Here is a 12,812-nt window from a genome sequence, read left to right as displayed (position 1 = left end):
TCCGCAGCCCATTTAAATCAATTTAAATAAATCGAAACAAATAAAATTTTAAGTCATGAATAAAATATTACAAACAAATATTAAAGGCGTGTGGATGGCTAAGTCCTTAGTAATGCTTTTGGTTGTTATGCTGGGAATGATCACAGCATCTTTTGCTCAAAGAACCGGATACTTTGCCCCTTGGTGCGATGCCGTTCTGTATCAGTATACATCAAGCAAGTATGGACCTTCAGTAGAAGAAGTTTGGTTGAAACAAGATGGTAAAACGATTTTTCATAAAAAGGCCGATGGATTTAATATGGATCCAGGTATATCAAGTGGTTGGGCGATTCCCGGAAATATTATGAATAAGGCTGTTGATGCCGTTGAAGTAATTGCCGGACAAACCTATCAATACCAAATGACTTCTGACCAAAGAGAATTGTGTTGCAACATTTATTATATTGCTTGGGCAGATTATAATATTGATTATACTTACACTGCAGATGAGTGTATCACTCCTGACCAGAAGCAGATTGAGCGTACAGGAGGTACAAATAATACTATTTATCTTCTCGACCCTTTTACTTTTACTGTACCTTGTAATGCAAAACCCGGACTCACTCGAATTCGTGTAATGACAAGCTATAATAGTAGTTATTTGAATCAAAATGTGGGATGTACACCAATGAATCAGGTGTATTATGGTGAAACAGAAGATCTTTATATTAACATTATAAAACCATCATTGCTCAAAGCAGATTTTATTGTTCCTGATGTTGTATGGGCAAACGCACCTCAGATTATCTATAATAAATATCCTAAACAGGCTAATTACAAATGGGACAAAGGTTTTGGTTACGATTATGTAGGTGATGATTATACAACTGTATTTCCGGGATCAGGAAAATACAAAATTAAACTTAGAGCAGACAACTGTTTAGGAACAGATACTATTGTTAAAACTGTTACTGTTAAAGATATACCCTCTATTCCGGTTGCTAATTTTGCTGCCAACAGAAATCGTTTAACTGAGGGAGATGAATTTACCTTGTATGATTTGTCAACTTATGCTCCCTACAAATGGGATTGGAGAATTACGAATCCGGACAATGCAAGTTTTGTTATGGACAATGCGGATATCTTAAGAGGAAAAAATTGGCTTGGCAGTTATTACAATTCGGTTTTCCAAATCTTTGATATAGGAGAGTTTAATGTGAGTCTTACTGCTACCAATGTGAACGGTCCCAGTATGAGTAATAAAGCACGTTATTTGAAAGTATCAGAATATACAGATATTATTCTAGGTAAAGGAACAACCCAAACTGAATTGGGGAGCGGTAGAATTATAGATGGTGGTGGAGTAAATGACAAGTATCCGACAGGTTCTCAAGGCAAAGCCAGTGTTAATAGATTATTAATCAAACCTTGCGGTGCTGTTGATATTACACTTAAAATTGAAAAGTTCCTTTTAGGCAATAGCAAGCACAAGCTGATGATTTGGGATGGTGACGATAAAAATGGTATTGCTTTACATCCGGCAGACGGCTTCGCTATGTCTAATACAACAGTTCCAACATCAGTAACGGCACATTCTGGATCTATGTATATTGAATTTGACGCACAAGCACCAGGTTCTGATGAAGGATTTATAGCTTCTTATGAAACAGTATTTGGTGCAACCAACCCGGCTATTCCTTATTTTGAACAAAAATACCCTAAACAAGCCTATGCAAGAGCAGAGGTTAATTTTGAAGGTAGCGTTACCAATTTATTTGGTCTTAACCATGTTGCTTGGACAGTAGATGGGTTTGAAGTTGCACCATCATTAATTGATGGCGATAAAATGCGATATGTGTTTGTTGATGCCGGAGATCATAAAGTATGTTTAGAGGTTAAAAGTTGTACAGGTGATTCTTCATTCTGTAGAACAGTTAGTGTGTTAGAACCTACCGGCAAAACATCAATTGATATCGTAACTTCTGATGATAGACCTGCAGTAAATCAGGTGATTGCCCTTGATGGTATTGTTGACAAAGCTGACAGATTTACATGGCAGATTGTTCCTAATACATTTAGCATTTATTCAGGCAATCTTTTAGGTAAACATCCTAATGTGAGTTTTACTAAACCAGGAGCATATTCTGTATCTCTCAGAGCTTGGAATAGCGCAGATTCTGCTGGTTCAGTAAATTTCATTGTTAAAAATAATTTTATTGTTGCTGTTGAGCCTTGTATCCCAACAACTACTGATGCTAATGAAGATGTTGCAAACAATAATTTGAATGTATATGATGTAAATAACAATTTAATATTTAGTCATGAATCTGTTGGTAACGTGGGTTATAAATCTTTCCTAACTCCCGATGATCCAAATATTAATCTCATTTTTGGTAAAACATATTCTGTTGAGATGAACAGAAAATCAACAGCAGATACTGTATCAAGAGCTATCTATATTGATTTCAATTCAGACGGACAATATTCTGCAAGTGAATTGGTTTTACATGAAGTAAAAACAAAAAACAACTCTGTAAGTTCATCCTTTACTGTTCCTTCAATTGATAACTCATATTTTGGAACAACAAGAATGCGTACAATCGTTGCCTATGGAGCAACTGACGAGCTTATTGCGTGTGGTCCCGGTATTTTAGCTGAGTATAAAGATTATAAGGTTTCTTTGGGTAAAAATCCCGTACTACCTGTTATTACACTAAATGGGGATGATACAATAAGCGTTGAGGTTGGTTCAACTTATACTGACTTAGGAGCAACTGCTTATGATGATGTTGACGGAGATATTACTGCTCAAATAGTTTCAACAACAAATTTGGATATAAACCAATCCGGAATTTACTTCTATAAATATAAAGTAAGAAATTCATCCGGTGTTACAGTTGAAAAAACACGTCAAATATTCGTATTGTATGACAAAACAGCTCCTGTTTTAACTTTGAATGGGAACTTAAATGACACTATCGAAGTAAATGTACCTCCCTATAATGATCCTTGGGGTACTGCTTCAGACAATATAGACGGAGATGTAACAAGTCAAATAACAGTTTCCGGAACTGTTGATTATACTCAATTGGGAACATATACTCTTACCTATTCTGTTTCTGACGTTCAAGGTAATACTACTACTGCTACTCGCAACGTAACAGTAGCGGACAGAACTGCACCTGAGTTTGTCTTCTTAACAGGAGAGCAAATCCAATTAGGTAATTTCTGGTATGACCAAACTTCTGTTACTGATAACTATTGGAGTCCTAATCAAATTGATTTCAAGATTGTTTATGGCGTGAATGGACCTGTTCAGTGGGATGTACCCGGAACTTATCCAACAACCTACAAAGCAACAGATGGTTCAGGAAACTATAATGAAGTAACAAGAAATTATGTTGTGGGTGATTTTGTTGCACCAACTGTTATTCTTAACACTCCGGACACTCTTGTTCACCAAGTGAAAGCTAAATATGTGAAGGTTAAGCCTACAATTTTTGATAACTACTATCCTAATTCACAATTATCAATCAGTGAAACTTCAAATGTAAATCCTGATGTATTGGGAATGTATCAAGAGGTTTATACCGTTACAGATCCTTCTGCAAATACAACTATACAAACACGTTTTGTGAAAGTTGTTGATACTGAAGCACCGGTTATTTCAGGTTCTGATTTCTGTTCTAAACCCGGATCTGAGTTTAACATGCTTACAGGGTTAAAAATTGATGATAATTATTACGCTGAAGGAGACCTATTACCTTTGGTAGAGGTTGTTAAAACTAATCTTGATGTATGGTTTGAAGGTAGATATTATATTACCTATAGTGTAACTGACCCTTCAGGTAACAAGTCATTGTTCTATGCCCGTAACGTTGTTATCAATGAAGAATGTGATTTAATTACCAATGTTCCACAATTTGATGAAACCGGAGCTAATTTCAATGTATATCCAAATCCTAATACAGGTAAGTTTAATGTTGATTTTGCCGGACTTGGTCAGAATGTTGACAAGGTTGAGGTTGTTAACTCTGTGGGTGCTGTTGTTGTGACATTAGGAGTTAATCCTAATCAGAAAAACGTAGAGATTGACTTAAGTAATGAATCTGCAGGTATATTCCTTATTAGATTAACTACCCATAACGGAAACAATTCTACCAAGAAAGTTATCGTTAACAAGTAATTAATAATCATAGTAAAATAATGAAAAGCCTCTTGAATTTCAAGGGGCTTTTTTTATGATACCTAATTATTCCTAATATAGATTTCAATAACAAAGGGCATGTTGTAATTTTTTACCGGGAGAATATTCTTGGAGTTCAAACTCAATGTTTTTACCATTATATTTATTGACCAAACTTAATTTATATAAACCGTTAAAACGGTTGGGATTATTCGTTTCCCTTATAGCCCACGAATTAATTCGTGGGCTAAATGGAAACGAAAATAATTTTAATGGATTAATCCATTTCAAATGAAGTAGAAAATGCAATTATTGTCTTAGACTATGACGCTTGCTCGCCTGTCTTACATATAACAGGCGGACTAAAGCACGCTGAAGCAGTAGCAAAAACATTGAATATTTATTTTTTAACAATATAAACCGGACAAGCATGTATCCTACTGTGATTACAAGCTGGAATATGGGTGATAGGGGTTATTTTTTTTCTTCGTATATAACTTGTATCACGGTTTTGGCTACGATTTCAAGCGTAGTGCTGCTGATATTATTAAGATTATCTTCGTGTGAATGCCATGTTTCTCCAAAATGACTGAAGCTGTTCGGGTCATAATTAATAATATCTATCATTGGAAACTGTCTATATTTCATCACATAATAGTGATCATCAATAATAGACCCCCTTTTTTCTGTTATGAAAACATTTTCAAATCCTAATTTGTAAGCAGTTGACCATACTTTGTCCACCACATTCGAAGCCATGCGCCAAGATTGTTCTTCAATACCGAATTTGGCATTTTCCCCGCCAACCATATCGAGCAATATTCCGTAGTCTGGCATATAATTGGGAATATGGGGATTTTGTGCCCAATATTGAGAACCCAAGCAATAACTATCTTCAACTCTGCCGGAGCTGTCGCCCCAATCTTCTGCATCGAAGAAGATAATATCTATTCCGACTTCAGGTTCATTCATGGAAAGGTGTCTTGCAATTTCCATTAACACACCCACGCCACTTGCTCCATCATTGGCTCCATCAATGGGTTTGTGTGGATTTATTTTATCCATTTCCGCAAAGGGGCGTGTGTCCCAGTGTGCTGCCAGCAAAACTCTTTTCTTCTTTTCAGGATAAAAGGAGGCGATAATATTACGGATGGGAATTGTTTTTTTGTCAAATGTTATTGCAGTCGTGTTCTGTTCAATAATTTGAGGTGTGTTTGGTCCAAATGATTTCAACTCCTTTACCAAAAAATCGCCACATAGTTTATGTGCCGTAGAGCCGGGTACTCTGGGTCCAAAATCAACTTGTTTTTTTACATAATAAAATGTTGTATCGGCATTTATTGAAGGAACAAAAACAGATTTTAATTCAGGTTGAGGTATGTCTGCACTATTGCTATTACTGCCTGTATTGACTGATTCGTTTGTATTATTACATGAAACGAAAATAGTGCAAATAATGAGGCTAAAAACTGCTGCCTGTATAAAATGCTTATTCATTTATTTTTTGTTAAATGTTGTACCTTCTTTTGAGTCTTTTAATTCTATTCCGATATTACTTAACTGATTTCGTATGTGGTCAGAAAACGCATAATTTTTTTCCATTTTGGCTTTTTCTCTAATTTCAATCAAAAGTTTGATTAAGTCTTCTTCTTTGTTATCGGTAGTTGATTGCGTTGTATTCTTCAATCCAAGGATGTCTGTAACGAAAACGTTGAAATATGTTTGCAAGAGTTTTAATCCGTCTGTGTCAATGGTTTCCAAACCGGATTTTATAGAGTTGATCGCTTTAACAGCATCAAATAAATGGGCAATCAAAATGGGAGTGTTCAAGTCGTCATTCAAAGCATTATAGCAATTCTGTTTCCAGCTTTCTGCATCCCAACCTTGGGTGAAGGGTTTAATTTCTTTTAAGGTTTCTACTGCATTGAATATTCTTTCTAAACCTTTGTCGGCAGCTTGCAAAGCATCATTAGAAAAATCAAGTGTGCCTCTATAATGAGCCTGCATGATAAAGAATTTGAGGTTCATCGGGCTATATGCTTGTGTTAACAATGGATGATTACCCGTAAAGAAGTCCTTTACCAAAATCCCATTATTGAGTGATTTTGCCATTTTCTGTCCATTGATAGTTATCATATTGTGATGAACCCAATACTTTGCCGGAGTGTGTCCTGTGCAACCCTTACTTTGGGCAATTTCACTCTCATGATGCGGAAAAAGTAAATCCATTCCGCCACCGTGAATATCAAACGTTTCTCCGAGATATTTTTTGCTCATTGCCGAACATTCAATATGCCAACCGGGGAATCCTTCACTCCAAGGAGAAGGCCACTTCATAATATGTGTTTTGTCTGCTTTTTTCCAAAGTGCAAAATCAGTGGGATTGCGTTTTTCATCTTGACCTTCCAATGTTCTTCTGGAAGAGCCTGCAAGCAGTTCTTCGGTTATTCTGCCTGACAGTTCACCGTATTGATAATTTTTGCTGTATGCGCTTACATCAAAATATACAGAGCCACAAGATTCGTAAGCATATCCCTTTTTTATCAATTCTTCGATCATGGCAATCTGTTCAATAATATGTCCACTGGCACGTGGCTCAATGCTTGCAGGAATCACATTGAGCGAGTTTAACATCTGATGATAGCTGTATGTGTATTTCTGCGCAATTTCCATAGGTTCAAGTTTCTCGACTATGGCTTTTTTGAGTATTTTATCATCCCCGTCATCGCTGTCGTCTGTGAGATGACCTACATCTGTAATATTTCTCACAAAACGCACTTTGTAACCCAAATGCAATAGATATCTGTTTAAAATATCGAAAGTTACCGGACCTCGTACATGACCTAAATGAGGTTCACCATATACTGTAGGCCCACAGAGATATATGCCCACAAACGGAGCAGTAATCGGACTAAAAACTTCAATTTTTCGGGTTAAGGTATTATAGAGATGTAAAGTATTTGTTGACATAAGACAAGTGCAAAAGTAACCTAAATTGCGTATTGACTATTGCTTAACGATATTTACGAATACTTCACAAAAACCCTTTTTCCCTCATCCAATCATCATTGAAAGCCTTGCCGACATAGCGACTTCCGTGGTCGTGAAATAAGACTACAACTACATCAGTAGGTTTGAGAGAGTTTTTCATTTGCACAAGTCCTGCCACTGCACTCCCGGCTGAGTTCCCGGCTATAATTCCTTCTTCTAGGGCAAGTCTTCTTTGATATATCAAGCCGTCTTTGTCCGTTACCTTTTCAAAATGATCAATCACAGCAAAGTCAATACACTCCGGAATGATGTCTTCGCCAATACCTTCGGTAATATAAGGGTGTACTTCTTTTTCGTCAAAAATACCGGTTTCGTGATATTTTTTAAGTGCAGAACCGTAAGTGTCTATTCCCCAGATTTTAATATTCGGATTTCTTTCTTTCAAGTATCTGCCAACACCCGAGATGGTTCCACCTGTGCCGACACCCACAACAAAGTGTGTGATTTTGCCTTCTGTCTGTTTCCAGATTTCGGGACCGGTGCTTTCATAATGAGCTTGAACATTACTCTGATTGTTGTATTGATTGGCATAAAAAGCATTTGGGGTTTCTTCGCTCAATCTTTTTGAAACAGAGTAATATGAGCGAGGATCTTCGGGTGCAACATTGGTTGGGCAAATAATCACCTCTGCGCCAACTGCGCGTAGCAAATCAGCTTTTTCTTTAGATTGTTTATCAGTGGTTACAAAAATTGATTTGTATCCTTTGATAACACCCGCAATTGCAAGCCCCATACCTGTATTGCCACTTGTGCCTTCAACAATAGTTCCTCCGGGATGAAGTAAGCCCTTGGCTTCTGCATCTTCAATAATTTTGAGCGCCATACGGTCTTTAACAGAATTGCCGGGGTTAGTGCTTTCAATCTTTGCCAAGACCAAGGCAGGCACTTCGGCTGTTATTTTATTCAGTTTAACCAAAGGGGTGTTGCCAATGGTGCCTAGAATGTTTGAGAAATATTGCATTTGCTGCAAAAGTAGTGTTTTGACATAAGATTGGAAAGGTCATCTGAGGCATTATCTTAAGCATCCTTTTAGACCCTCGGACGGCTTTTACATTTGTGCGAACCCTAATCTTTTGTATATACTTCTAATATCCTATTTTGGATTAATTTCGCACACTTAATAAAATTACAAAGAAAGTCCCGATGAAGTTATCTTACAATCAGTTGTTGCAATATGTTTCACCCGAAGTTCCGATTGCGAAAATTTTAGAACTGCTTACCAATTGCGGTCTGGAAGTGGAAGGAACAGAAAAATTTGAATCTGTAAAAGGGGGGCTCAATGGACTTGTAACAGGTTTGGTTGTGAGCAAATCACAACATCCTAATGCCGATAAACTCTCGCTCACCAAAGTTGATGTAGGTGCAGGCGAATTGCTTTCTATTGTTTGTGGCGCACCTAATGTAGAGGCTGGACAAAAAGTTATTGTAGCACCTGTTGGTATCACTATATTCCCGCTTAAAGGCGAGCCTTTTACCATAAGCAAAGCCAAAATTAGAGGAGAGGGATCTCACGGGATGATTTGTGCGGAAGATGAAATAGGTTTAGGTCAGAGTCATGACGGGATATTGGTTTTACCTAATGAAACAAAGATTGGAATTCCGGTTAAGGAGTTGTTTAATATTACAGAAGATACGATAATAGAAATTGGACTGACGGCAAATAGGGGAGATGCAGCTTCGCATCTTGGTACCGCAAGAGATATTTCTGCATTACTTGACATCCCGTTGCACAAACCCAAAGTTGCCAAACCTGTTTATTCAAATGCGCTCCCTGTTTCGGTATCTGTGGAATCACGTGCGCAATGCCCTCGATACAGCGGAGTTTATATTCAAAATGTTACAGTCAAAGACAGCCCCGATTGGCTTAAAAATTTTCTCAAATCCATTGGATTGAACCCTAAGAATAACATTGTAGATATCAGTAATTTTGTGTTGCATTCTGTAGGTCAACCGTTGCATGCGTTTGATGCAGACAAAATCAAAGGAAATAAAATTGCTATCAAACCAGCACAAAAGGATTTGAAGTTTGATAGTCTGGATGGCGAAACACGCAAACTCACCGGAACTGAATTGATGATTTGGGATGCAGAGCAACCCATCGCTATGGCGGGTGTGATGGGAGGGCAATTTTCTGCGGTGAGCGAACAGACAAAGAATATTTTTATTGAAAGTGCTTATTTTGAACCCGGTATTGTACGCAAAGCGGCTAAGTTACATGCATTGAATACCGATTCTTCTTTCCGTTTTGAACGCGGAACTGACCCACAAGGAACCATTTTAGGTGTTGAACTTGCCACCCAACTTGTGCTTGAATTTGCGGGTGGAGAGGTTGCCTCTGCGTTGATTGATATTGTTAGCAATGACCATCTGCCTAAGGATGTTGAGCTGCCTATCAGGAAGTCTGAAATCAAAAAAGTATGCGGAATTGAAATTTCGGATGAAAAAGTTGTGGCAATCTTATCACGATTGGAAATTCAAATTCTGAAAACAAATGCAGAGGGGTGGCAAGTGTCTGTGCCGGCTTTCAAATCCGATGTAACCAGAGAAGTAGATGTGATTGAAGAAATCATTCGTATCTATGGCTTTGACCACATTCCGCTAAATGAACAGATGACTATTTCACTGCCTCCACAGCTGAGCAACACGGATAAAATTATTAACAAAAAAGAAAAAATCGCTTTCTATTTGCGCAGTCATGGTTTTCATGAAATGCAAACCAATTCACTTACCAAGGATAAATATTTTGACCCCAAAAAAGAAGATGTAATCAGCCTCAAAAATCCATTGTCAAGCGACTTAGGTGTTATGCGTCAATCATTGATACCGGGAGCGTTAGAATCTGTGGCGTATAATCAGAAAAGAAGAGCAGAAAGCATCCTTTTGTTTGAATTTGGAAAATCATATAAAAAGAAAGAAGAAGCTAAGTATATTGAAACTAACTTGCTGTGTATTACTGCATCCGGAAATACAAAAGCGGAGAGTTGGGAGTATAAAACTCGAAAAGCAGATTATTTCTTTTTAAAAAGCATATTAGCCGGTTTGGCGCAACAATTGGGAGTAACCGAGATTAATGAAAAATGTGGTTTGAATTTTATGGGTGAACCTGACAAGTATTGGCTTCAAATTGCTGATTGTAAAGCACCGGTAGTGTGTGCTGAAATTAATCTGGACAAACTTTTGGGAGATTCTTTGCGTTCCAAGTTTACATTGCAGGAATTACCTAAATATCCAAGTGTACGCAGGGATTTAAGTCTTGTGATTGACAAGGAAATAAGTTTTAGTCAAATCATCCAAATCGCCAACAAAACCGAGCGGAAATATTTGACTGAAATATTTGTCTTTGATGTGTTCGAAGGCAAACCGCTTCCCGAAGACAAGAAATCCTACTCTATTGCTTTTATGCTACAAGACAAGGAGAAAACCATGAGCGATAAACAGATTGACGATATAATGATTCGCTTAATTTCTAACTTTACAAAAGAAATTGGTGCAGATATCAGAAAGTGAGTATAGAGAATTACAAGCAAAGGTGCTATCCATGCTTGATACACTTGACAGAACAAGGGGCGGGATTTTAGTGCTCAAAGATGAAAACCAGAAACTGCAAGAGGATAATTCTCATCTTAACAAACTTATCCGTATTCAAAAAAATACTATCAAAGAACTGGAAGAAAACCTTAAGAAAAAGAAACTTGCCGGTTTGATTAGCAAAAAGGATAAGACGTCTGCCAAACACACTCTAAACAGTCTGATTGATGAGATTGACAGGTGCATTAAACTGGTGAATACAATGGAAAATCAATAGATTCTATTAGCATGTTGGTTTATTTGCAAAGTTTGAAAAAAGGATAGCATCCTAACGCGTTATAAAAAAAAACACCTTCCCAATTGTTTGAGAAGGTGTTTATATAGAAGGACAAATAAGTCCGCGACTACATTGTTACCAAAACTACTCTTTCACTAATTTCACCACTGAATTAGATTGCTCACTTACTAAATGGATGAAGAAAATTCCTGATGAATAATTATTGAGTGGAATGCTAAGTGTATTTGTATTCGTGTTGAGCTGTTCTACTATTCTGCCCGACAAGTCGCGTACAATTATTTGCTTATGACCTAAAATACTTTCATCAAATTTGATGTTTGCATAATCACTTACAGGGTTTGGATATACCGTAATTGCAGCATTAGATTTAATAGGAGAAGCGCCCGTATTGTTGTCATCACCTTCTTCAAACATCTGCCATTCCAGATAAACCTTTTTTACAGAATTTTTAAAAACGAGAGTAGAGGTTTCCCATTGTTGCTCTGTCTCATCAAGAAGTCTTCCTTCAGAGTCAAAGTTCAACAGATTTCTGTTCCAATTTTGGATGGTATAGTCATTCACAGAATCAGTCCAAGTTTCGTATTTAAATTCTAAGAAATTGTGTTGATTATCGTATCGGTATTGATAGCGCTCTGTTTTAGCAAATTTGATACTGTCATATTGTTCATTTTCATAAAAGGAGATGGTGTCTTTATTGAAAGATGTATGTCTTTCAGCGGGTGTCCATTGGTTTGTAATATTGTTCCATTGAAATACTGTGTTAATAGCAGTATCCCCTGAAAATGAATTTTCTTCTTTACCGGTGAACTCCCACGTTGATCCATTCCAGTCCAAATATACAGTTCTTGTGATTTGAATGTCCTCTATATCAATACTATTCAAAATAATAAAATCTACTAATGAACCATGATAGTTATTAAATGCTAAGCTATCCATTTTTGTGGAGAGTTCCCAGACTTTTGTTGTGGTATTCCAAGTTGATGTAGTAACACTTACGGGAATATTATTTGCATCATATTCATATACTTCTTTCTCACCATCAGATGTGTCAGTATTATTCTGAATATTGAAAGAAATAGATTCTGTAAGGAGACCATTGTTGTAGTGATATGTTGTGAGGGTGTTCGTTTCCCAATTCATGCCATAAAAAACTTCATCTATGCGGCCCAATATCTGACCGGACTGAACATCATAAGTACTTCTGTCGCCCCAATTCAGATTCAAAGTCTGATTGATATCATCCCAATTGAAAGTACCATTAAAGGTTTCCAAAGTTGGGTAAGTGGGATGGTATTCATTCGAATCAAGATAGCTGAATACATAAGCTGAATCAGGGTCGGGGCTGGAATACGAACGAACACTTATTATATAGCCATTTTTGTTGTATGCGGTAACGTGCTTGTTTTTATAACCCATCCCTGCGGTATCCATGTCCTCACTCACTATCTCTCTTTTTGATGTATCAAACAAAGTACGAAAGTTGTTTGAATAGTACCATGTATCAATCCCGTTATCCCAATACATTTGGAATCCGGATGAGGGTTTGTATGTAGTAATCTTGGTTCTTCGATTTGTTTGTGTTATGTGAGTCTGACTTGGTTTGTTATCAGGTTTAACCTTGCTTGACTTTACAATGTCAGCAAAACTGCTTTTGTGTTTTTTAGGCTGATGTGTTGTTTGCGCAAATGATATTACCGGGAATAAGATGAGAGCAATTGAAAGAATAAGAAAATGTTTCTTTTTCATAATGTTGTTATTTAATACTGCAAA

6 protein-coding genes and 1 pseudogene are annotated in these 12,812 nt (G+C 37.0%); 3 read left to right on the top strand and 4 right to left on the bottom strand.

Annotated features, from left to right (window positions below):
* Positions 1-55: 55 nt before the first annotated feature.
* Positions 56-4,165 carry a DUF5011 domain-containing protein gene (locus M9892_07150; GenBank protein ID MCO5254120.1) on the top strand — a complete coding sequence of 1,370 codons (4,110 nt, stop codon included), beginning with the start codon at positions 56-58 and terminating at the stop codon, positions 4,163-4,165.
* A 474-nt stretch (positions 4,166-4,639) separates the two neighbouring features.
* Here M9892_07150 and M9892_07145 read toward each other — a convergent pair whose 3' ends face one another.
* The 3 genes and pseudogenes from M9892_07145 to M9892_07135 form a co-directional block, all read right to left on the bottom strand.
* On the bottom strand, positions 4,640-5,662 hold the full coding sequence (locus M9892_07145; protein MCO5254119.1) for a M28 family peptidase: 1,023 nt from the start codon (positions 5,660-5,662) through the stop codon (positions 4,640-4,642).
* Entirely contained in the window at positions 5,663-7,135 is a 1,473-nt protein-coding gene (gene cysS, locus M9892_07140) for a cysteine--tRNA ligase (protein MCO5254118.1), read from the bottom strand. It abuts the gene before it with no gap.
* Between the two features lie 67 nt (positions 7,136-7,202).
* Positions 7,203-8,177 (bottom strand): annotated as a pseudogene (locus M9892_07135) (cysteine synthase family protein).
* A gap of 182 nt (positions 8,178-8,359) precedes the next feature.
* On the opposite strand from M9892_07135, the gene pheT reads away from it, so the two are divergent.
* Complete coding sequence (gene pheT / locus M9892_07130; protein ID MCO5254117.1) at positions 8,360-10,723, top strand: phenylalanine--tRNA ligase subunit beta; 2,364 nt, start codon at positions 8,360-8,362, stop codon at positions 10,721-10,723.
* The gene (locus M9892_07125; GenBank protein ID MCO5254116.1) at positions 10,704-11,021 is read left to right on the top strand and encodes a hypothetical protein; all 318 of its coding nucleotides are present in this window, start codon (positions 10,704-10,706) and stop codon (positions 11,019-11,021) included. Before pheT ends, M9892_07125 begins: the two co-directional genes overlap by 20 nt.
* 144 nt (positions 11,022-11,165) lie before the next feature.
* On the opposite strand, the gene M9892_07120 is transcribed toward M9892_07125, so the two are convergent.
* Positions 11,166-12,788, bottom strand: a complete 1,623-nt coding sequence (locus tag M9892_07120) for a T9SS type A sorting domain-containing protein (protein MCO5254115.1) — start codon at positions 12,786-12,788, stop codon at positions 11,166-11,168.
* Positions 12,789-12,812: the final 24 nt, after the last annotated feature.

It is taken from the genome of Bacteroidota bacterium (genome assembly GCA_023957335.1).
Lineage (GTDB): Bacteria > Bacteroidota > Bacteroidia > NS11-12g > UBA955 > JALOAG01.
The sequence above is the reverse complement of the archived record's forward strand: the minus strand, read 5'-3'. Positions and strand labels throughout refer to the sequence as shown.

Coding starts and splice junctions, on each gene's coding strand:
- M9892_07150 (MCO5254120.1), top strand. CDS start 56: ATGAATAAAATATTACAAACAAATATTAAAGGCGTGTGGATGGCTAAG.
- M9892_07120 (MCO5254115.1), bottom strand. CDS start 12,788: ATGAAAAAGAAACATTTTCTTATTCTTTCAATTGCTCTCATCTTATTC.
- cysS (MCO5254118.1), bottom strand. CDS start 7,135: ATGTCAACAAATACTTTACATCTCTATAATACCTTAACCCGAAAAATT.
- M9892_07145 (MCO5254119.1), bottom strand. CDS start 5,662: ATGAATAAGCATTTTATACAGGCAGCAGTTTTTAGCCTCATTATTTGC.
- pheT (MCO5254117.1), top strand. CDS start 8,360: ATGAAGTTATCTTACAATCAGTTGTTGCAATATGTTTCACCCGAAGTT.